We start from the raw sequence: 22582 nt of genomic DNA, 5'->3' as shown, positions 1-22582 counted from the left end.
ATAACATTTTTTCCAATTTCGGTTATTCGATCTAAATCACTTATTTTTGCATTTCTTATTATCATTATAGTTTTATCCTTTCTACACAATAAATGGTCTATAAATAGACCATTTAATTATTTAGTTACATTTCCAGAATTAATTCCCATGTTATTACTTGTAAGTGGTAACCAGTCTAGAATTTTATGAATATATTTGTCCCAGAAGTACCATTCATGACCACCACTATCAATAACATATGTATGTTTTACTTGTAATTGATTTAAATATTCATCAAAATCATCTACATTTTTTAATAAGCTATCATCTTTACCTATACAGATATATAATTCAGGTAAAGTTACATTTTGTGAAACTAATGTTTTTATTAAATGCTTGTAATCTTTATCAGAACCTTTAATATCTTCAGCTTTGCCAAATATAAATTCAAAATAATGTGACTCTTTAGGAATCAAAGGAATTTCAAGCGTACCGTTAAGATAATCATCTAACATTAATGCTGGTGAAAGTGCAGCAACATAACCAAAAGTTTCATGATATTTTAATCCGTTGATTAAAGCACCATAACCACCCATTGAAAGTCCAGCTATAAAAGTATCTTCTCTTTTATTTGATAATGGAAATAATTTACGGGTAAAAGTTACTAACTCTTCACCAATAAATTTACTCCAGCTTTCACCACTATAATTATTATCTAAATAAAACTTGTTTTCTCCAGCTGGCATAATAACAGCTAAATTATAGTCGTTTGCCCAAGCCTGGATTCTTGTACCACTAACCCAATCAGTATCATTACCAAAGATACCATGAAGCAAGTATAATGTTTTAAAAGGTTTTACTTCTTGATTATATGTAGTTTCATCGAAATTATCTACGGGAATAATTGCTTGAAAACTTACTGTTCTCATTAAATATTTACTTAAAAAATCTACTTTAATTAATGCCATATTAAAATCTCCTTTGCTATTTAAAATTTTATCATAAAATTGATGATAAAAAAATACTCTGAAAATATTTAGATAAGCATATTAATTGTTTGGAATCAAAAATCATTGTAGAATAATTTATAGAAGATAGAGGAGAATTAAGATGAAAAAAGTAACTTGTTTTTATTTAGAAAAATGTCCTTATTGCATTCAAGCAAAAAAAGCCTTAGATGAATTGATTGATGAAAATCCTGATTATGGTCAAGTAGAAATAGATTGGATTGAAGAATCAAGAAATCCAGAAATTATTGATCAATATGATTACTATGCAACACCTAGTATGTTTATTGGTCAAGAAAAGTTATATGAAGCTTATTTGTTTGAAACTTATGAAGAATGTAAAGCTCACGTAAAAGGAGTTTTAGATCAAGCTTTAGCTAGATAAAAATAGTCTCTTGAAAATAATTCAAGAGACTATTTTTTAATTTCCAAATGAAATACCTAGTAATTTTGCATCAGTAACTTCAGGACCATTAGGGTCAACAAATTTTAATTTACCTGCTGATTCATTTAACGGAATAGCAGATATTTCATTATTTTTCAATACCACTAATTTTCCATAGTCATTAGCCATAACTAGTCTTGCTCCTTCGATACCAAATCTTGTGGAAATTTGACGGTCATAAGGGCAAGGCTGACCACCACGTTGTGCATGGCCAATACAAGAAACACGGATTTCACTATCAATATATTGTGCTAATTCTTCAGCTACTTCATAAGCTACTGAACGGCCATTACGAGCTTGAACAATTGCTTTATATTCTTTTTTTGTAAGACGAGCATCTTCTTTAGAAATAGCTCCTTCAGCACAAGCAATAATACTAAATTTTTTACCATCTTTTTCTCTTTGTTTGATTGCTTTACTTACTTTTTTAATATCGTAAGGAATTTCTGGTAATAAAATAACATCAGCACCTGAAGCGATACCTGCTGATAAACAAATATGTCCAACTTTATGACCCATTACTTCGATTATAAAGACACGATTGTGACTAGCAGCAGTAGTATGAATTTGATCTAAATAATTAGTAGCAATATTTATTGCTGATTGATAGCCAAATGTATAATCAGTTCCCCAAGTATCATTATCAATTGTTTTAGGTAAGGCAATGACATTTAATCCTTCTTCAGATAGTAGATTTGCAGATTTAATAGAACCATTACCACCTAATACTACAAGACAATCTAGTTTTAAATCCTGATATGTTTTTTTCATGGCTGCTACTTTATCAAAACCATCTTCAATTACGCGCATCTTTTTAAATGGACATCTTGAAGTACCTAAAATAGTACCACCAACATTTATTATTCCTGAAAAGTCTTTTGGTTTCATTTTTTGATAATCACCATACATTAGACCTTTATAACCATGTAAAAAACCGATAATTTCTACATCTTCTACATTACGATATAATGTTTTTGCTAAGCCGCGCATAGTTACGTTTAAGGCTTGACAATCGCCTCCGCTTGTTAATAATCCAACACGCAATTTTATCACTCCTTCTTTTATTTTATTGACGTTCTTTGAAAAAATATTCTTGGCTGTTTAATGGCGGCTTTTTATTTTTAACTCTTTTATAAGTACCATCGCTTAAAAGTCGACTAGCTTTAACATTATCTTGAAGCATAGTTTCAAACATACCTACAACTCTTTTCTTTAATTTCTCATCTAGAACTGGAGCTGCAACTTCAACACGTCTTTCTAGATTACGAGTCATCAAATCAGCAGAAGAAATAAATACTTCTTGATCTTCACCAGTTCCAAAAATATAGATTCTTGAATGTTCAAGATAACGACCAACAATAGAGATAATATTAATATTTTCAGTTAGTCCAGGAACACCTGGAAGAATACAACAAATACCACGAACAATCATATCAATTTTTACACCAGCTTGACTAGCTTCTATTAATTTATCAATCATTTCTTTTGAAGTAACTGAATTGCATTTAAAACCAACATATGCTTCTTTTCCTTCTTTTGCTAAGGCAATTTGTTTATCAATTCGTTCAAAAATCTTAGAAATCATACAATTTGGAGCAACCATTAATAATTTTTCATCATTATCAGTTTCCCCAAGTGATAAATGATTGAAAATAGTATTCATTTCCTCACCAATTTCATGATTAGAAGTCATTAAAGATAAATCGGTATATAATTTTGCAGTATTTTCATTGTAATTACCAGTACCAATTTGACAAATATATTGAACCCCTTGATTGTTTTTATATGTTATTAAACATAATTTTGAATGAACTTTTAAACCATCTAAACCATAGATAACACGACAACCAGATTCTTCTAATCGTTTTGACCAGTCAATATTATTTTCTTCATCAAATCTTGCACGTAACTCTACTAATACAACGACTTCTTTACCGTTTTCAGCTGCTTCAATTAATGATTTAATAATTTTAGATTTTTTAGCTACCCGATATAAAGTCATTTTAATACTAGCAACATTTGGATCACGACTAGCTTCATCAAGTAATCGTAAAAATGGTGACATTGATTCAAATGGATATGCCAGTAAAATATCTTTCTTTAAAATCTGTTTAATCATTGGCACTCTATTTTCAACTAATGGACTATTTTGAGCTTCCAAACGTTTATAAAAAATTTCAGGATGAATAAAGCGTAAATAATCACGAAGTTTGCTTGTAAAGGATAAATCTAATGGTGCATTACTAGTAAATACTTGATTTTTCTTTAAATTCAAGAAATTCATTAGCATTAAGACTTCTAAATCTTCTAATCCTGGTGTCATTTCTAAACGCATTGGATTTAATTTTCGTCTTTGTTTAATTAATGTCTCCATCATTTCTCGATAATCTTCATGTCCCTCTAAAGAATGATCATCTTCATCAATATCAGCACTACGAGTAACGCGAATAAATGCTTTATTTTTAATTTTGTATTTAGAAAAAATCTTAGAAACAAAATGTAAAATAATATCTTCTACTAAAATAAATTTTCCTTGCATACTAGGAATAGCAATTAATCTTTGATCCATAGCATTAGAACAAGAAACAATTCCCATTTTACGTTTTCCTTTTTTAGATTCTAATTGAACAACAATATATAATTCACGATTTTTTAAAAAAGGGAAAGGTTGTCTTTTAGAAATAACTTGTGGAGAAACTAAAGGCAAGATTTCTCTTTCAAAATAATCTCCAAAATATTTGCGATCTTCTTTGTTTTTTAAATCTTTATATTTAACAATTCCCCAACCTAAAACATTTAATTCATCTAAAATATGTTGATAAATCTGGTCTTTTTTCTTATTTAAATATGTAATTCTTTTTAAACAGGCGTTTAGCTGTTGTTGGGCAGTCATTCCTGTTTTATTATCTTTAGATGCTGGATAGAATAACATTTGATCATATAATGATCCAATTCTAACCATAAAAAATTCATCTAAATTAGATTGAAATATTGAAATAAAACTTAATTTTTCTCCTAATGGAACATCTTTATCTTTGGCTTGCAATAAAACACGATTATTAAATTTTAGCCAAGATAACTCTCTGTTTTCCATGCATATATCCATAAAAAAATTCCTCCTAATTTTTCTTAGAAATAACATAATATTATTTTAGAAATTATTCAAGTAAAAAAGACTATCTTACAAAACCATAACCAATTCTTTAGATAACCTTAACATTTTGACATGAATTTCTACCATAATATGCCACTGTCTATTTTAATTATACTTTGATTTTATTAGATGACAACTTAATTTATTAAAAAAAACACCGTAATTTAAAACGGTGTTATTTCTATAATAAATGGATATTATGCTTTTCGCATTCTTCAATCATTTCTTGAGGCCAGATACTAGCTTGTACTTCGCCAACATGAACTTTATTTAATAATAACATACATAAACGTGATTGACCAATACCACCACCAATTGTATATGGTAATTCTTTATTTAAAATTTGTTTGTGGAATGGTAATTCTAATCGTTCCAAACAATTTTCTGCTTTTAATTGTTTAACTAAAGTGTCTTCATCAACACGAATTCCCATTGAAGATATTTCTAAAGCACATTGTAATGGTTCGAACCAGAATAAAATATCACCATTTAAATCCCAATCATCATAATCAGGAGCGCGGCCATCATGTTTAATACCGCTTTTTAATTTCTTTCCAACTCCCATTACAAAAACGCAGCCTAATTCTTTACAGATTCTGTTTTCTCTTTCTGTAGGAACCAAATCAGGATAACGATCTTCAAGTTCTTGAGAAGTGATGAAATGTATTTGATCAGGTAATGGATTAACAGCTTGAGGGTATTTATACCAAACTTCGTGTTCCATATGTTTTATTACTTTAAAGATTTCACGTACATGATGTTTTAAAGTTTCTTCATTTCGTTCTTCTTTAGCAATGATTTTTTCCCAATCCCATTGATCTACATAGTATGAATGTAAATTATCGACTTCTTCATCTTTTCTAATGGCATTCATGTTAGTATATAAACCTTCATGCATTTTAAAGTTATATTTTTTTAATGCCATTCTTTTCCATTTTGCAAGGGAATGAACAACTTCAATTGTTTGTCCAGGAATTTCTTTAATTTCAAAAGAAACCGGAGATTCAAAACCATTTAAGTTATCATTTAAACCACTGTTTCTAGGTACGAATAATGGAGCAGAAATTCTTGATACTCCTAAAACTTTTCCTATTTCTTTTTGAAATGTGTCACGAATGTATTTAATTGCTTCCTGTGTTTGACGCAAGTCTAAAACAGGATCATAGTTTTCTGGTAAAATCAGTTTCATTGTAGTATTAACTCTCCTTTGATTAATTTTTATCCATTGTAACATGTATAAAGACAAGGTTACAACACTAAAATAGTGGATTTTTATTGTAAAAGACTAAAAAAACCGCTAATATTGTACGTGTGTGATAAAGGAGTGTAATAAAAATGGTAATCGATAATAAAAAGTATCAGACTTATTTGCAAATTTTAAAAGAAGAATTGGTACCGGCAATGGGTTGTACGGAACCAATTGCATTAGCTTATTGTGCAAGTAAAGCGCGTGATGTTTTAAATGCTGTTCCTACGCATTGTTTAGTAGAAGTTAGTGGGAATATTATTAAAAACGTTAAAAGTGTAATTGTTCCCAATACCCATTCTTTAAAAGGAATTGAAGCAGCTGTTGCAGCTGGAATAATTGCTGGTAAAACAGATCGAATCCTAGAGGTAATTGCAGATGTAAAAAAGGAACAGATTAGTAAAATAGAAGAATATTTAGCTAAAGATTGTATCGAAATTAAACCGTTGGATAGTGATCATATTTTAGATATTAAAATTACATTGTTCAATAATAATGATAAGGTAGTAGTTAGAATTGTTGATCAACATACTAATATTATCTTAATTGAAAAAAATGATGAAAAAATATTTGTAAAAGATGAAAATTGCAAATGTCAAAAAGAAAATAATAATCGTGATTGTTTAAATGTTGCTGATATATATGAATTTGCAAATACTGTAAAGATAGATGATATCAAAGCAACGATTGAACGACAAATAAACTATAATAGTGCTATAGCTAAAGAAGGATTAGAAAATGATTATGGTGCTAATATTGGTAGTGTATTATTAAAGACTGGTGATGATATTGCAATCAAAGCTAAAGCTATGGCCGCTGCTGGTAGCGACGCTAGAATGAGTGGATGTGAATTACCAGTTGTAATCAATTCTGGAAGTGGTAATCAAGGGTTGACTGTTTCATTGCCGGTAATCGAATATGCTAAAGAATTAAAAGTTAGTCAAACAAAATTATATCGGGCTTTAGTACTAGCTAATTTAATTGCAATTCATCAAAAATCCGGAATGGGTCGTTTATCAGCATATTGTGGGGCAGTAAGTGCTGGTTGTGCTGCTGGCTGTGGAATTGCTTATTTATATGGTGGCGATTATAAATGTATTGCTCACACTATTGTAAATTCATTGGCGATAACTTCAGGAATTATTTGTGATGGAGCAAAGTCTTCTTGTGCAGCTAAAATTGCTGCAAGTGTTGATGCTGGGATTTTAGGATATCGAATGTATATTGAAGGACAGCAGTTTAAAGATGGTGACGGTATCGTTAAAAAAGGAGTTGAAAATACTATCGCTAATGTTGTTAGACTTGGTAAAGAAGGCATGAAAGAAACTGATAAAGAAATAATCAAGATTATGACAAATTGTTAGTTAAAAGCTGTCTAGACTATTAGATGGCTTTTTTATTAGAAAATTTGAAAACTAGTAAAAATAGATTGTAAAGATAAAATATTTTAAAATAAACAACTATTTTTTTATTTTTTAAATAAATACTTATTATTGGCTTTAGATTAATTATTATGATAAACTAGTCATATGTGAGGTGAAATAATGAGCGCGCGTTATGTTGTAATGGATTTTGAAACTACCGGAATCAATAAATATCATGATGATGAAGTAGTACAAGTAGCTATTATTAATCAAGATGATGAAATTTTATTACATGAGTTGTGTTGCCCTAAGCATCATTTTTCTTGGGTAGATGCTCAAAAAGTTCATGGGATTACACCAGCTGTGGTAAAAAATAAAATGCCTTTTGAACATTATTTAGAACAGATTATTAGTATATTTGAAGATTATGATTTTATTGTTTGTTACAATATTGCTTTTGAAAAAGGAATGTTGGAAAATTATGGTATTGATGTTTCAAAATACCAGTTTCGTGATCCAATGAAAGAGTTTGCTCCAATTTATGGAGAAAAAAGTTATCGTGGTGGTTATAAATGGAAATCACTGACTGTTTGCGCTCAGTACTTTGGTTTTGAGTTTAAAGCACATGATGCTTTAGAAGATGTAAAGGCTACTCGTTATTGTTTTGATAAGATTCAGGAATTAAAAAATCATAAAAAACAATTGCAAGAAGCAACAATTGATAATTGGCAAAGTTTATTTAGAAAACAGATAATAAATAATGGACAACAAATATATGACAATAACAGTGTAGATATTATATATCAAGAAAAACAACAGATTGTAGCTAGTGTTAAAGGTAGTCAAGATTATTTAGTGTCAATTATTGTTGAACAGGGTAAAATAAAAAAGATGGCATGTAATTGTCCTTATGCAATGCGTGGTAATAAATGTAAGCATATGGCAGCTTTATTGATGAAAATCAATGAGTAGTGGAGGAATTATGGCAAATAAATATCGATTAAAAATTATATATAAAGATATAAATGAAGTTTTTGATATTGAACAAGATAAATCATTTGAAGAACTAAGTGATATTATTAATACTATGGTGGGAATTAAAAAATATCACGATTATACTTTTTTAAAAGGAAAAACTGTATTAGCTGCCAATAACTTGGATACTCGTTTTTGGCAGCTGGCTGGAAATTTAAAATTAGAAGATAAATTATTATATACTGTTAGTGATAATAAGCGTGCATATAGTATTAAAGTAATTGTTTGGGATTATATTATTGAATCAGATAATAAAACAATGGAAAAATTTATCCAGATGGCTAAGCATTTAGAAGCAATCAAACCTAAACAAAAATATTATTTATCGGTAAAAAAACAGAATTTTATTGATAAAGCTTTATATGATTGCTATGGTGTCTTAAAGGATTTGGATTTTAGTGGTATTTATAATTTTCATTTGTTGAAAAATAATGAAAATTATTCAGTTGTTAAGCTTATTTATTATATTTTAGATGATAAATACGAATTATGGATTTATAATAATTTAGATGATAAAGAAAATGATGATTATGAGTATTTGATAACTTTTTACCGTGAGGATCGAGCTTATTTTAAAGGATATCAAGGCAGCCATCGTAATATTTTTGTCTTGCATCGTGATAATACTTTAAAAAATAGTGATTTTGAAAATGTATTTAATATTTTGAATCGAATTACATATATGTTAACTACTGTTGATAGTGATATATTATTTAAAAATCATGAAAATTTTTTAGTATATGATTTTGTAACTGAACAAGTGCTAAAATAAAAATGTTTAATATTAATGAAAACTAAAGGATAGATATAATTGATTGTCGATAAATTAACAAATAAAGCTATTGGTAACTTTGCTTAACCAATAGCTTTATTTTTATAAATCAAAATCATCTAAATCATCACTACTATCATCAAAGAATTCTTTGCCAACTACTTTTTTACGATCTCTAGCTTCTTCAACAAGATGTGAAATTAGATCTTTTACTTCTTTTGGATTTTTTACATTTTTTAATAAAACTTCTTTATCACTATCTGCTTTAGTAGATAAAACAATTGTACCAGTACCAAAGATTTTTTGTGCTAATGATCTTTTAAGACATAGATCTGTGATTCGGTATAAAAGTAATTCATCATAGTGAGTATTAAAAAGACCGGTTTCTTGATATAAACGTTCATTTTTAATTTCATATTTAGTGAAACTAATTGGAAACCACATAAAATGTTTTCGATCTTTCCAAACAGTATTGTTATTCATAAAGTTCACCACCTTTATTTGCTTTTAAAAATTATATCAATAATTTTGGTGTTTTAAAATAAAAAATTAAATTGTATAAGATAAAATTATATGATATACTCTCACAGAAATATTTAGAAAGGTATGTAGAATGATTGAAAATAAATTTAATGAATTAGGATTAAGTAAAAATGTATTAAAAGCAATTGCAACAATGGGATTTTCTAACCCTTCACGGATTCAAGAAGAGGCAATACCAGTATTATTAACAGGTGTTGATGTAATTGGGCAGGCTCAAACGGGGACTGGAAAAACATTAGCATTTGGAAGTGTTTTATTATCAAAGTTAAAAGCTGGTAATGATATATTGCCACAGGCAATTGTTTTATCACCAACTCGTGAATTGGCAATGCAGATTCATGAAGAATTGGGACGAATTGGTAAATTCAGTGATTGTCGAATTACTTGTGTGTATGGAGGCAGTGAAATTGAACGACAGATTCGTAATATTAAAAAAGGTGTTGATATTATTGTTGGAACACCAGGACGGGTTATGGATTTAATGCGCCGTAATGTTTTAAAATTAGACAATATCAAGTATGTTGTATTAGATGAAGCTGATGAAATGTTAAATATGGGATTTGTTGAAGATATTGAAACGATCCTTGAAAAAGTCGATGATGATCGTCAAACGATTTTATTTTCAGCAACAATGCCAGCAGGAATTAAAAAAATTGCTCAAAATTATATGCATGATGATTTTAAACACGTTGCGGTAATTTCAAAACAAACTACAGCAACTTCAGTTAAACAATATTATTATGAAGTAAAGCATAAAGATCGTTTTGAAGCGATGTGTAGATTAATCGATGCTGCTGATATTAAAACCGGTATTATTTTTTGCCGTACTAAAAGAAGTGTTGATGAAGTTACAGAAAAAATGCAACAGGCAAAATATAATGTTGAAGCTATGCATGGTGATTTATCACAAAATCATCGTTTGAATACGTTAAGAAAGTTTAAAAATGGAACTATTAATTTTTTAGTTGCTACTGATGTAGCTGCTCGAGGAATCGATGTTGAAAACGTAACCCACGTAATTAATTACGAGTTACCACAAGATATCGAATCTTATGTTCATCGAATTGGACGTACTGGTCGTGCTAATAAAGAAGGACAGGCTTATACTATCATTACGCCACGCGAAAAAAGCTTTTTAAGACAAATCGAACGAGTAACTAAAACAACTATTTCTAAAGCTAAAATACCTACTCTTCAAGAAATTTCTGAAAATAAGATTGGAACATTAGTAAGTCAGGTCGAAGATGAAATTTTAGCTGGAAATCATAAGAAATTTAAATCAATTATCAATGAATTAGATCCAACATTATTACCAGATTTTGCTGCAGCATTATTACATATGTTATATCGTCAACAATTAGGATATGATTATAAACGTGATGAAATTCAAGAGATAACTAATTCTAAAAAACAACGGCAAAGAAATGAAGATGGTTATGTAAGAATTTTTATAACTGCTGGTAGTATGGATCGCATTAAAGCAAGTAATATTATTAATTTCTTTGTTTCTAAAGCTGGAATTAGAAAAGATGATATTGGTGATATTGATATTAAAAGAAAATTTACTTTTGTCGATATTAATGAACAGGTAATTAGTAAGGTGTTAAAAAAATGTAATCGTCAAAAGATCAATAATCGTCGAATTGAAATAGAAATTGCAAACCAAAAGTAAGATAGAAAGATTGTGTGAAAGCGCAATCTTTTTTTTGGAAAAAATAATTTTTAAACCGCTTACACTTGAACCGATTGAATAAGATGTGTATAATATACTCATGGATTAATTCTAAGGAGGATTAGATTAGATGAAAAAATATGTTTATATGTTTAGTGAAGGGAACGAAATGATGCGTGACCTTCTTGGTGGTAAAGGTGCTAACTTAGCTGCTATGGTTAATTTAGGATTACCTGTACCTCAAGGTTTCACTGTTACAACAGAAGCATGTAATGAATATTATGCTGATGGACAAATCATCAATGATGAAATGAAAAAACAAATTGATGAATGCTTAGAAAGACTTGAAAAATTAGCTGGTAAAAAATTAGGAGATATGGAAAACCCATTATTAGTTTCTGTACGTTCTGGGGCAAAATTCTCTATGCCAGGTATGATGGATACAATTCTTAACCTAGGTTTAAATGATCAAACTGTTGAAGTAGTAGCAAAACAATCAAACAATAGAAGATTTGCTTATGACAGTTATCGTCGTTTTATTCAAATGTACAGTGATGTCGTTTGTGAAATCGACAAAGAAAAATTTGAAGAAAAATTAACTGAATTAAAAACTAAAAATGGATATGAAAGTGATTTGGATATCACTGCAGATGATTTTGAAAATATTATTATTCCTCAATATAAAGAAATTTTCAAAACAGAATTAGGAAGAGATTTCCCACAAGATGCTAAAGAACAATTAATGGGGGCTGTTCTAGCTGTATTTAGATCTTGGAATAATGAACGTGCTATTATCTATCGTAATTTAAACGGTATTTCTCATGATTTAGGTACTGCAGTAAACGTTCAACAAATGGTATTTGGTAATATGGGTAATGACTCAGGAACTGGGGTATTATTTACTCGTAATGCTGCTAATGGGGATAATCATATTTATGGTGAATATTTAATTAACGCACAAGGTGAAGACGTTGTTGCTGGTATTAGAACACCTCAAAAAATCGCTAAATTAGAAGAAGATATGCCAGAAATCTATGCTCAATTAGTAAAAATTGTTAAAGGCTTAGAAACTCATTATCGTGATATGCAAGACTGTGAATTTACAGTTGAAAATGGAAAATTATTCATTTTACAAACTCGTAATGGTAAACGTACAGGTCAAGCAGCTTTAAAAATTGCAGTAGATTTAGTACATGAAGGATTAATTACAAAACAAGAAGCTTTAACTAGAATTGAAGCTGATCAAGTATCTCAATTATTACATCCAAACTTCACTGAAGAAGCTTTGAAAAATGGTAAAGAATTAGCAGAAGGTTTACCTGCTTCACCAGGTGCTGGTTCAGGTAAAGTATATTTAACAGCTGATAAAGTTCATGAAATGAAAGAAGCTGGAGAAAATGTTTTATTAGTAAGACATGAAACTTCACCAGAAGATATCCAAGGTATGGTTGACTGCGAAGGTATCTTAACTTCTACTGGTGGTATGACTAGCCATGCAGCTGTAGTTGCTCGTGGTATGGGTAAATGCTGTATCGTAGGTGCTAAAGCATTATCAATTGATTATGATGCAAGAACATTTACAATTGATGGTGTAACTTATCCAGAAGGAACTGAATTATCATTAGATGGTACTACTGGTAAAGTATACGAAGGTGTCTTAGAAGTACAAGAATCAGAATTAACTGGTGACTTTGCTGAATTAATGAGCTGGGCTGATGAAGTTAAAACTTTAGCAGTTCGTGCAAATGCTGATAGTCCTAGAGATGCTGAAGTAGCAATTAAATTTGGTGCTGAAGGTATTGGATTATGCCGTACAGAACATATGTTCTTTGAAGGAGATAGAATTGAATATGTAAGACAAATGATTCTATCTGATACAGTTGAAGAAAGAATTAAAGCATTAGATGAGTTATATAAATTCCAAGTAGAAGACTTTAGAGGAATTTATCGTGCTATGGTAGGTTTACCAGTAACAGTACGTTTATTAGATCCACCTCTTCATGAATTCTTACCACATACTGATGAAGAATATCAAGCAGTTGCTGATAAATTAGGTAAGACTTTAGAAGAAGTTAAAATTAAAGGTGCTTCATTAAAAGAAATGAACCCAATGTTAGGACATCGTGGATCTCGTTTAGCAGTAACTTATCCAGAAATCTACAATATGCAAGTAAAAGCAATTGTTGATGCTGCAATCGATGTTGAAAGAGAATTAGGATGTACAATTGTTCCAGAAATCATGTTACCATTAATTGGTAGTGAAGCTGAAATTGTATATGTTAAAAATAATGTAGTAAAAGCTATTGAAGCTGCTAAAGAAGCTAAAAACTCTGATATCCAATATAAGATTGGTACTATGATTGAAATTCCTAGAGCTGCTTTAACTGCTGATCAAATCGCTAAACACGCAGAATTCTTCTCATTTGGTACAAACGACTTAACTCAAATGACATTTGGATTCTCTCGTGATGATATTGGAAGCTTCTTACCAGATTACATTGATAAAAAAGTATTCCAAGTTGACCCATTTGTTTCATTAGATCAAAATGGTGTTGGACAATTAATTGAAATTGCTGCTCAAAAAGGTCGTAGCACTCGTCCTGATATTAAATTAGGAATCTGTGGAGAACATGGTGGAGATCCTGAATCTATTAAATTCTGCCACAAAGCAGGTTTAAATTACGTTTCTTGTTCACCATACCGTGTATTAGTAGCTCGTTTAGCTGCTGCACAAGCTGCTGCAGAACAAATTATCTTAGAACATAACAAAGATAAAGTTATCGTATCTGATAAATAAGATAATAAATTTAACGTCTCTTGAATAAAGAGACGTTTTTTCTTTTTATCGTCTAATTATTTTGTTATAATGTTTTTGGTGATTAAATGAAGAAAATTGTTATAGTAGCAACAGGTGGTACAATTGCAGGTAGTGGTAAAGCTGGAAAAACAGCTAATTATCATGCTGGTACAATTGCCATCGAAAATATTGTAGAATCTATTCCATTAATTAATGATGTTGCAGATTTAGAAGCAATCCAGCTGTTTAATTTTGATAGTAATGAAATGAATGAAGAACGCTGGATTATTTTAGCTAATAAAATTAATGAACTAACAAAAAGAGATGATGTTGATGGTGTTGTTGTTACCCATGGAACAGATACGCTCGATGAAACAGCTTATTTTTTGAATTTAACTTTGCATACCTACAAACCGGTAGTTTTAACTGGGGCAATGAGACCAGCTAGCGCTACTAGTGCTGATGGTCCGTTGAATTTATATCAGGCAGTATGCTTAGCATCAAGTGATGAAGCAATTGGTCATGGTGTTATGGCGGTTTTTTCAAGTACGATATATTCTGGTCGTGATATTCAAAAAACTAATAACTTTAAAACTGATGCTTTTGATCAAAAAGATTTTGGCTGTCTTGGATATATGAACGATGATAAAGTAATGATGTTTTCAAGAATGTTTAAAAAACATACTTTATTATCAGTGTTTAGTAAGATGACTTTAGCTAAATTGCCAGCTGTAGGAATTGTATATTATTATGTTGGTGCTGATGCCCGTATTTTAGATTTTATGGCTCAAAATCATCGTGGGATTGTCATAATTGGCAGTGGCCGTGGTAATTACAATAAAGCCTGGTTAGAAAAAATCGAAAGTTTAAGTGCAAAAGGCATTGTTTTTGTCCGTGCTTCTCGAGTACAGCAAGGGATTGTCATTGAAGATGAATATTTTGATCCTGATAATATTTGTGTTCCAGCCAACACTTTATCAGGTCAAAAGGCACGGGTATTATTGATGTTATCATTAGCATATACTAATGATATTAAGGAAATTAAGAAGATATTTAATGAATATTAGGAAAGGGGCATAATAATGGGACAAATTAGATTAAATCTTGATAGCATTGCAATGATGTTGTTTTGTGCCCGATTAAAAGCCTATAAAGAAGCGCCTTTATCGAATGACGAATGGCTTGTAGTCGAAAAGGCAATTAAAAAACATGGGTTAAAAGGACCAGCTAGTTTATTGTCGATGAGTCAAAGTGAATTAGAGGAATTATTAGAGATCAATGAGTTTGTTGCTTATAAAATGAGCAAGCGAATAAAAACATTAAATATATTTTTAAGTATCTTGAATAATTTTGAAGAAAAAGGTATCAATGTCACTACAAAATACGAAGATAATTTCCCTAATCTTTTAACAAAACATTTAAGAAAAAGAGCACCGTTATATTTATTTTATTGTGGTGATATTAGCATAATTAAAAATGGTATTTCGTTAATGGGGTTAGTTAAAGTAACAAAAAAAGATCGAATTCATACTAAACGTTTGATTGATAAAGTTGTGGATGAAGATTATGTATATATTTCTAATGATTCAAAAGGAATTGATACTGTTGCGTTAAAATATGCTTTACAACATGGCTGTAATTGTGTAAGTTTTGTCTGTGAACGTTTAGCGGCTAAACAAAAAGAATATAGTCGTTATATTAAAAATGGGCAATTAGTAATGTTATGTGCAGAAGATCCGAATTCTTACTTTGATGTTACTAATGCTATTGATCGTAATAGTTATGTTTGTGCTTTATCAAAATATCAGATTATTATTTCAAGTAGCATTAATAACGGTGCTACCTGGTTTACTGCATTACAGAATTTACATAATAAATGGACAATTCCAATGGCAATTGAAGGGGTTTATTTAGGAAATGATCGTTTGTTAGATATGGGAGTAACACCGGTGTATGTAAATGATGTTTTATCTGATTATACATTTGATATGATTTATGAAAAAAATAAAAAAGTAATTGAAAACAATGAGATAAATATTGATCAAATGTCAATATTTGAATTTATAGGAGAATAAAATGGATTATGATTATCGTAAGTTTCCAGCAACATCTTTGATTGTTGGAATCTGTATTGTTGTTTATATATATACAACAATAAAATATGGATTTGAAATGAATGCTTATCAGGGAATTGAAGCTGGGGGATTTAATCCGATTTTGGTAATTGAACTAAATCAATATTATCGTTTAATAACAGCAAATTTTATTCATTTTGGAATTATGCATATTTTTTGTAACTGTTATTCTTTGATAAATTTAGGCTCAGTTATGGAACATTTGTTGGGAATGAAACGCTATTTAATTATATTATTATCTTCAGCGCTGGCAACGACAGTTTTACCATGTATTTATTATATGTTTACTGGAAGTGGTGCTAATAGTATAATGGGAGGTATCTCAGGGGTAATTTTCGGTTTAATGGGTTCATTACTTGCTTTGGCTTGGAAATTTAAAAATGTTTATGCTTACCTGTTTAAACAAATTGCACCTAGTGTTATTTTGATGCTTTTGATTTCTGTATTGATTCCATCAATATCGTTATCTGGACATGTTTCTGGAATGATAGGCGGGTTTGTTGCAACTTTGTTAGTGATTAAATTTATGCCTCTTTCATTTTGGAAACCAAATGACCATAATTTTGTTAATTAATAAGGAGAGAAGAAATGAAACAAACAGTAAAAAAAGCAATTATTCCAGCAGCGGGACTTGGAACACGTTTTTTACCTGCTACTAAAGCGTTAGCAAAGGAAATGCTACCGATTGTTGATACACCAACAATCCAATATATTATTCAAGAAGCTGTTGATAGTGGAATTGAAGAAATTTTGATTATTACTAATTCAAATAAACATTCAATGGAAAATCATTTTGATAAATCATATGAATTAGAAGCTCGTTTAACTGAAGCTGGAAAAATGGATCAGGTTAAAATGATCCAGGATATTGCCAATATGGCTAATATTTACTATATCCGTCAAAAAGAACCTAAAGGGTTAGGGCATGCTGTATTATGTGCAAAATCGTTTATCGGAGATGAGCCTTTTGCGGTTTTATTAGGTGATGATGTAGTTGTTAATGAAGGTGGTAAACCGGCTTTAAAACAGTTGATTGATAGTTTTATGAAAAAAGAAGCTTCAGTTGTAGGAGTGCAGACAGTTGATCATAAAGATGTTAATAAATATGGGATTGTCAGTCCATCTAAATCTCATCCTGTTGAAAGTAATGGCCGTTTAGTTAAACTTAATGATATGGTTGAAAAACCAGAAGTTGATAAGGCGCCTAGTGATATGGCGGTGTTAGGACGCTATGTATTAACACCAAAGATTTTTGAATTGTTAGAGACACAACAAAAAGGGGCAGGAAATGAAATTCAGTTAACGGATGCTATTAAAAGATTAATGGATATACAGGCAGTATATGCATATGATTTTGAAGGTATTCGTTATGATGTAGGAGATAAATTTGGTTTTGTTAAGGCAACAATTGATTTTGCTTTAAAAAGAGATGATTTAAAAGAAAAAGTTCACGATTATATTAAAAAAATTGTAGAGGAAGAAATGTAAATGGGATTTAATGAAAAATATCAAGAATATAAGCAAAGAAAAGAAGCAAAAGCTTTTTTTAATCAGCATAACACTGAAAAAGTTCGTGGCAGTGACTATTTAATTGCTTTTGCAGTTGGTATTGCGGTAACAGCGTTTTTAAATGTTCTTCTTATTTCAACTGGATTTAGTTTTATGCTTTTAACGGTTGTAATTGGAATTATTCAAGCTCAGGCAATACGACGTGTCTTAAATAAAAGTGGACAGCAGTTAGCTATTATTTCTGTCATAACTTATTTTTTAGGAATTGTTGTTTCACAAACTCTATACAGTTATTTGACTTTACCAATAAATGATTTTTCGATTATATTTGATTTATTTTTGACTTATCTTAGATTGTTGTTTACTGGTGATTTTAGAAGTCTGATAATTTATTTATTTGGGGCAATTGTTTCTTATTTGTCAATTAAAGATTAATAGTAATGTTATTTTATCAATTGACTATGTTAAAAAAGATATTTTAAAACATTAATTTTCTATAATCTAATAAAAACACTGTAACTTTAAGTAGTTTTGACTATTTAAAGTTACAGCTTTTTTATTTTAAATTATCTTTTAATATAAAAAATTTTAATGTTGGCAATACAAATAATTTTACTATGTTTTAATGTAATAGTGCGATGTAATATAGGCATTGTACTTAAGGGTAAATGAAAATTATAATTATAGTATAAAAATAATTGTTTTATTATGTGTGTTAATAATATATGGTTTAGTGGTTGTTTTTGCTAAAAAGTTATGACTCATTAGATTTAAAAACTATTTAAAAATTTTTAGACATTATTGTAATAATTGAAAACGTTATTTTTATGGAAATATACTACAATTGATTTATAAAGTGTTTCATACGTGACTGAATTTTTTGATAAAATCTTATTAATAAATTGAATAAAAATACGATATTCAGGTTTCTAATTTTAATCTTTTAAATAAGTTTGAAAAATTGATATTTTTGAGATTTTTCAATAAGTAAAGTCTTTTGACATTTATATAAACAAAGTAGTATAATGAAGTTATGCAAAAGGAGGATTTAAAAAAATGGCTAAAAAGTTTTTATCAATGGATGGTAATACTGCTGCTGCGCATGTCGCCTATGCCTTTACAGAAGTTGCTAGTATTTATCCAATTACACCTTCATCTCCAATGGCAGAAAATGCAGAAGCGTGGGCCACTCAAGGTAAGAAAAATATCTTTGGTTCACCAGTAAACGTAATCGAAATGCAATCTGAAGCTGGGGCTGCTGGTGCTGTCCATGGGGCTTTACAAGGAGGAGCTTTAGCTACCACTTTTACAGCGTCTCAAGGACTTTTATTGATGATTCCAAATTTATACAAAATTGCTGGTGAATTATTACCAGGTGTTTTCCATGTGTCTGCAAGAGCATTGGCTACTAGAGCACTAAATATTTTTGGTGATCATCAAGATATATATGCATGCCGTCAAGTCGGAATGCCAATGATTTGCTCTCATTCAGTTCAAGAAGTTATGGACTTGGGAGGAATTGCACATTTAACTGCAATTAAAGCTTCAGTTCCAGTTATGCACTTTTTTGATGGATTTAGAACATCTCATGAAATTCAAAAAGTTGAAGTAATGGATTATGATGTTCTTGAAAGCTTGTTAGATAAAGAAGCATTAGCAAGATTCAAGCAAAATGCGTTAAACCCTCATATCAATCCAATTGAAAGAGGTGGCGCTGAAAACGATGATATCTATTTCCAAGGACGTGAAGCTCAAAATAAACATTACGAAGCTGTTGTTGAAATTGTAAATGATTATATGCAAAAAATTTCTGAAATTACAGGAAGACATTATGCACCATTTACATACTACGGAGCACCAGATGCTACTAGAATAATTATTGCAATGGGTTCTGTAACAGAAACAATTAAAGAAACAATTGATGAATTAGATCGCAGAGGCGAAAAAGTTGGTTTAATTAAAGTACATTTATATCGGCCATTTTCACCTAAATATTTATTAAAAGTTTTACCTGATACAGTTGAAAAAGTTGCAGTATTAGATAGAACTAAAGAAATGGGTGCTACTGGGGAACCTTTATACTTAGATGTTGTAAGTGTATTAAAAGATGCAAAACATGTAAAAACTATAATTGGTGGACGTTATGGTATGGGATCTAAAGATACTACACCACGTCAAATTAAAGCTGTTTATGATCATTTATTAGAAGAAGATCCATTTACATCATTTACAATCGGTATTAATGATGATGTAACTCATTTATCATTAAAAGAAGATCCAACATTCAATGTTGAAGCTGATTATACAGCTTGCTTATTCTATGGTTTAGGATCAGATGGAACAGTTTCAGCTAATAAATCATCAATTAAAATTATTGGTGACCATACTGATTTATATTCACAAGCATATTTTGCTTATGATTCAAAAAAAGCTGGTGGAGCTACTCGTTCTAATTTAAGATTTGGACATTCTCCAATTAGAGCTACTTATTATGTAAATAATGCTGATTTTATTTCTTGTTCATTAGATAACTATGTAATTAAATATGATATGTTAAAAAATCTTAAAGATGGGGGAACATTCTTATTAAATACTGAATTCTCAAAAGAAGAAATAGTAGATTATTTACCAAATCGAGTTAAAAAACAATTGGCAGATAAAAAAGCTAAATTCTATATTATAAATGCTAACGATATTGCAAGTGAAATTGGAATGGGACGTAGAACTAATACAATTTTACAATCTGCATTCTTTGCATTAAATCCACAAATTTTACCAATTGATAAGGCTGTTGAATATATGAAAGAAATGGCTAAAAAGACATATGGTAAAAAAGGTGATGCTATTGTTCAATTAAACTATAAAGCTATTGATGCTGGAAAAGATGCTATTGAAGAAGTAACTGTTGATCCTACATGGTCTGATTTAACAGTTAATAATACTAGAGCTACTACAGGAGATGAACATTTTGACCAATTCGTTTCTGTAATTAATAGCTTAGATGGATATGATTTACCAGTATCTGCATTCATGGATAAATTAGATGGTTCTATGAAATCAGGTGTGGCAATTAAAGAAAAACGAGCTATTGCAATTCAAGTGCCTCGTTGGAATAAAGAAAATTGTATCCAATGTAATAACTGTGTAATGGTATGTCCTCATGCAACAATTCGTGCATTCTTATTAGATGAAGAAGAAATGGCTAATTTACCAGAAGATATTGCTGATGACGTATTAACACCAATGGGTAAAGATATGGGTGGTTTAGTATATCGTATCCAAGTTTCACCAGATAACTGTGTTGGATGTGGATTATGTGTTACTGAATGTCCAGGTAAAAAAGGTCAAAAAGCATTAGAAATGGTTAATGTTAAAGAAGAATTAAAACATGCTCCATTAGCAGATTATATGTATGCTAAAGTGAAATATCGTGATGATAAATATCCTTTAACTACTGCTAAAGGTGTTGGATTCATGAGACCTTATTTCGAAGTATCAGGAGCTTGTGGTGGATGTGGTGAAACACCATACTATCGTTTAGTTTCTCAATTATTTGGTAAAGATATGATGATTGCAAATGCTACAGGATGTAGTTCAATTTACTCTGGTTCTACTCCTTCAACTCCTTGTACAATTGATCCAAATGGTCAAGGACCTGCATGGGCAAATTCATTATTCGAAGATAATGCTGAATATGGTTTTGGAATGAAATTAGCTGAAAACTATAAAACAGGTCATTTATTAAAAATTATTGAAGAAAATAAAGATGATTGTGAACCTGAATTAAAAGCATTACTAGAAGAATATGTAGATAATAAAGGTAACCGTAATAAAGAAAGAGAATTAACACCAAAGATTTTAGCAGCTGTTAATGATTCTGCTAATGAAAATATTAAAGAATTATTAAATCATGAAGGTGACATGGTTACAAAATCACAATGGATCATCGGTGGAGATGGTTGGGCATATGATATTGGTTATGGTGGATTAGATCATGTAATAGCTAATAATCAAAATGTAAATATTTTAGTATTAGATACTGAAGTATATTCTAATACAGGTGGTCAATCATCAAAATCTTCACAAGCTGGTTCAATCGCTAAATTTACTGCTGGTGGTAAATCTGTAGCTAAAAAAGATTTAGCCCAAATTGCAATGGCTTATGGACATGTATATGTTGCCCAAATTGCAATGGGAGCTAATACTGCTCAAACTATCAAAGCATTAAAAGAAGCTGAAAGCTATGATGGACCATCATTAATTATCGCTTATGCACCATGTGCTGAACATGGAATTAAGGGTGGTTTAGCAAATCATCAAAGACAACAAAAAGAAGCAGTTGCTTGTGGATACTTTAATTTATTACGTTATGATCCAAGATTAGAAGATCAAGGAAAGAATCCATTACAAATCGATTCTAAAGCACCAAACTTTGATAACTTTAAAAATTTCTTGTTATCAGAAAATCGTTTCGCGCAATTATCTAAAGTTAATCCAGAACATGCTGATGAATTAATGGATAAATGTTTATTAGATGCTAAAAAACGTCGTGAAAGATTAGAAAGAATGGTATAAAATCAGAGGGAAACCTCTGATTTTTCTTTAAAAATGAAAAAAAGTAAAAAAATTATAAAAAAATTGTATAAAAATCTTTACAATTGTAAATATTAATGCTAGAATAACAATGCACTTGGGAAATAGAAAATATTCAACAAAAGAGTGTAGGATAAACTAGTCGGCAAAAGAGCCGGAGAGGACATTGAAAACTGAACAGAATCGAAAAGAACACACGTCAATTAATAAGGAAAAAGAGAGCAGAAGCCGATAGGCTTTGAAAAGGATAAGACAATGGAGAGTTTGATCCTGGCTCAGGATGAACGCTGGCGGCGTGCCTAATACATGCAAGTCGAACGCGAGCCTTCGG

The 22582-nt window shown here is 30.1% G+C and carries 17 protein-coding genes and 1 rRNA gene; 13 read left to right on the top strand and 5 right to left on the bottom strand.

Going from position 1 to position 22582, the window contains the following annotated elements:
• Positions 1-116 precede the first annotated feature (116 nt).
• Positions 117-947, bottom strand: a complete 831-nt coding sequence (locus tag B5E92_RS05960) for an alpha/beta hydrolase family protein (protein ID WP_087300174.1) — start codon at positions 945-947, stop codon at positions 117-119.
• Between the two features lie 142 nt (positions 948-1089).
• Here B5E92_RS05960 and B5E92_RS05955 point away from each other — a divergent pair, with 142 nt between their 5' ends.
• Positions 1090-1371, top strand: a complete 282-nt coding sequence (locus B5E92_RS05955; protein ID WP_087300172.1) for a thioredoxin family protein — start codon at positions 1090-1092, stop codon at positions 1369-1371.
• A gap of 36 nt (positions 1372-1407) precedes the next feature.
• Here B5E92_RS05955 and B5E92_RS05950 read toward each other — a convergent pair whose 3' ends face one another.
• The 3 genes from B5E92_RS05950 to asnA form a co-directional block, all read right to left on the bottom strand.
• Positions 1408-2475: a 6-phosphofructokinase gene (locus B5E92_RS05950; protein WP_087373308.1), complete on the bottom strand. Its 1068-nt coding sequence runs from the start codon at positions 2473-2475 to the stop codon at positions 1408-1410.
• A gap of 22 nt (positions 2476-2497) precedes the next feature.
• On the bottom strand, positions 2498-4537 hold the full coding sequence (gene ppk1 / locus B5E92_RS05945) for a polyphosphate kinase 1 (protein WP_087300170.1): 2040 nt from the start codon (positions 4535-4537) through the stop codon (positions 2498-2500).
• Positions 4538-4766: 229 nt separating this feature from the next.
• Positions 4767-5774: an aspartate--ammonia ligase gene (asnA, locus tag B5E92_RS05940; RefSeq protein WP_087300168.1), complete on the bottom strand. Its 1008-nt coding sequence runs from the start codon at positions 5772-5774 to the stop codon at positions 4767-4769.
• Positions 5775-5920: 146 nt separating this feature from the next.
• Here asnA and B5E92_RS05935 point away from each other — a divergent pair, with 146 nt between their 5' ends.
• The 3 genes from B5E92_RS05935 (at position 5921) to B5E92_RS05925 (ending at position 9002) form a co-directional block, all read left to right on the top strand.
• On the top strand, positions 5921-7195 hold the full coding sequence (locus tag B5E92_RS05935) for a serine dehydratase subunit alpha family protein (RefSeq protein WP_087300166.1): 1275 nt from the start codon (positions 5921-5923) through the stop codon (positions 7193-7195).
• 180 nt (positions 7196-7375) lie between these two features.
• The gene (locus B5E92_RS05930; RefSeq protein WP_087300165.1) at positions 7376-8167 is read left to right on the top strand and encodes a 3'-5' exonuclease; all 792 of its coding nucleotides are present in this window, start codon (positions 7376-7378) and stop codon (positions 8165-8167) included.
• A gap of 10 nt (positions 8168-8177) precedes the next feature.
• On the top strand, positions 8178-9002 hold the full coding sequence (locus B5E92_RS05925; protein WP_087300163.1) for a hypothetical protein: 825 nt from the start codon (positions 8178-8180) through the stop codon (positions 9000-9002).
• A gap of 102 nt (positions 9003-9104) precedes the next feature.
• Here the strand turns inward: B5E92_RS05925 and B5E92_RS05920 are convergent, their stop codons facing one another.
• Positions 9105-9485, bottom strand: a complete 381-nt coding sequence (locus B5E92_RS05920; RefSeq protein ID WP_087300161.1) for a PH domain-containing protein — start codon at positions 9483-9485, stop codon at positions 9105-9107.
• 130 nt (positions 9486-9615) lie between these two features.
• On the opposite strand from B5E92_RS05920, the gene B5E92_RS05915 reads away from it, so the two are divergent.
• The 9 genes from B5E92_RS05915 to B5E92_RS05875 all read left to right on the top strand — a co-directional run.
• Complete coding sequence (locus tag B5E92_RS05915; RefSeq protein ID WP_087300159.1) at positions 9616-11217, top strand: DEAD/DEAH box helicase; 1602 nt, start codon at positions 9616-9618, stop codon at positions 11215-11217.
• Between the two features lie 130 nt (positions 11218-11347).
• Positions 11348-14014, top strand: coding sequence for a pyruvate, phosphate dikinase (gene ppdK / locus B5E92_RS05910; RefSeq protein WP_087300157.1), 2667 nt, complete (start codon positions 11348-11350; stop codon positions 14012-14014).
• An 86-nt stretch (positions 14015-14100) separates the two neighbouring features.
• Positions 14101-15081 (top strand): asparaginase, encoded by a 981-nt coding sequence (locus B5E92_RS05905; protein WP_087300155.1) that lies wholly within the window; start codon positions 14101-14103, stop codon positions 15079-15081.
• A 15-nt stretch (positions 15082-15096) separates the two neighbouring features.
• The gene (locus B5E92_RS05900; protein ID WP_087300153.1) at positions 15097-16089 is read left to right on the top strand and encodes a DNA-processing protein DprA; all 993 of its coding nucleotides are present in this window, start codon (positions 15097-15099) and stop codon (positions 16087-16089) included.
• A gap of 1 nt (position 16090) precedes the next feature.
• Positions 16091-16723, top strand: coding sequence for a rhomboid family intramembrane serine protease (locus B5E92_RS05895; protein WP_087300151.1), 633 nt, complete (start codon positions 16091-16093; stop codon positions 16721-16723).
• 14 nt (positions 16724-16737) lie between these two features.
• Positions 16738-17637, top strand: a complete 900-nt coding sequence (gene galU / locus B5E92_RS05890; protein ID WP_087300149.1) for a UTP--glucose-1-phosphate uridylyltransferase GalU — start codon at positions 16738-16740, stop codon at positions 17635-17637.
• Entirely contained in the window at positions 17638-18093 is a 456-nt protein-coding gene (locus B5E92_RS05885) for a hypothetical protein (protein ID WP_087300147.1), read from the top strand. It abuts the gene before it with no gap.
• Between the two features lie 621 nt (positions 18094-18714).
• Entirely contained in the window at positions 18715-22233 is a 3519-nt protein-coding gene (gene nifJ, locus B5E92_RS05880) for a pyruvate:ferredoxin (flavodoxin) oxidoreductase (RefSeq protein WP_087300144.1), read from the top strand.
• 270 nt (positions 22234-22503) lie between these two features.
• Positions 22504-22582, top strand: a 16S ribosomal RNA gene (locus B5E92_RS05875); the annotation flags it as partial.

The organism is Erysipelatoclostridium sp. An15 (genome assembly GCF_002160675.1).
In the GTDB taxonomy this organism is placed as follows: domain Bacteria; phylum Bacillota_I; class Bacilli_A; order Erysipelotrichales; family Coprobacillaceae; genus Thomasclavelia; species Thomasclavelia merdavium.
Note: the sequence above shows the minus strand (reverse complement) of the source record. Positions and strands in the feature narration are given on the sequence as shown.

Coding starts and splice junctions, on each gene's coding strand:
- B5E92_RS05960 (WP_087300174.1), bottom strand. CDS start 947: ATGGCATTAATTAAAGTAGATTTTTTAAGTAAATATTTAATGAGAACA.
- B5E92_RS05955 (WP_087300172.1), top strand. CDS start 1,090: ATGAAAAAAGTAACTTGTTTTTATTTAGAAAAATGTCCTTATTGCATT.
- ppk1 (WP_087300170.1), bottom strand. CDS start 4,537: ATGGATATATGCATGGAAAACAGAGAGTTATCTTGGCTAAAATTTAAT.
- asnA (WP_087300168.1), bottom strand. CDS start 5,774: ATGAAACTGATTTTACCAGAAAACTATGATCCTGTTTTAGACTTGCGT.
- B5E92_RS05935 (WP_087300166.1), top strand. CDS start 5,921: ATGGTAATCGATAATAAAAAGTATCAGACTTATTTGCAAATTTTAAAA.
- B5E92_RS05930 (WP_087300165.1), top strand. CDS start 7,376: ATGAGCGCGCGTTATGTTGTAATGGATTTTGAAACTACCGGAATCAAT.
- B5E92_RS05925 (WP_087300163.1), top strand. CDS start 8,178: ATGGCAAATAAATATCGATTAAAAATTATATATAAAGATATAAATGAA.
- B5E92_RS05920 (WP_087300161.1), bottom strand. CDS start 9,485: ATGAATAACAATACTGTTTGGAAAGATCGAAAACATTTTATGTGGTTT.
- B5E92_RS05915 (WP_087300159.1), top strand. CDS start 9,616: ATGATTGAAAATAAATTTAATGAATTAGGATTAAGTAAAAATGTATTA.
- ppdK (WP_087300157.1), top strand. CDS start 11,348: ATGAAAAAATATGTTTATATGTTTAGTGAAGGGAACGAAATGATGCGT.
- B5E92_RS05905 (WP_087300155.1), top strand. CDS start 14,101: ATGAAGAAAATTGTTATAGTAGCAACAGGTGGTACAATTGCAGGTAGT.
- B5E92_RS05900 (WP_087300153.1), top strand. CDS start 15,097: ATGGGACAAATTAGATTAAATCTTGATAGCATTGCAATGATGTTGTTT.
- B5E92_RS05895 (WP_087300151.1), top strand. CDS start 16,091: ATGGATTATGATTATCGTAAGTTTCCAGCAACATCTTTGATTGTTGGA.
- galU (WP_087300149.1), top strand. CDS start 16,738: ATGAAACAAACAGTAAAAAAAGCAATTATTCCAGCAGCGGGACTTGGA.
- B5E92_RS05885 (WP_087300147.1), top strand. CDS start 17,638: ATGGGATTTAATGAAAAATATCAAGAATATAAGCAAAGAAAAGAAGCA.
- nifJ (WP_087300144.1), top strand. CDS start 18,715: ATGGCTAAAAAGTTTTTATCAATGGATGGTAATACTGCTGCTGCGCAT.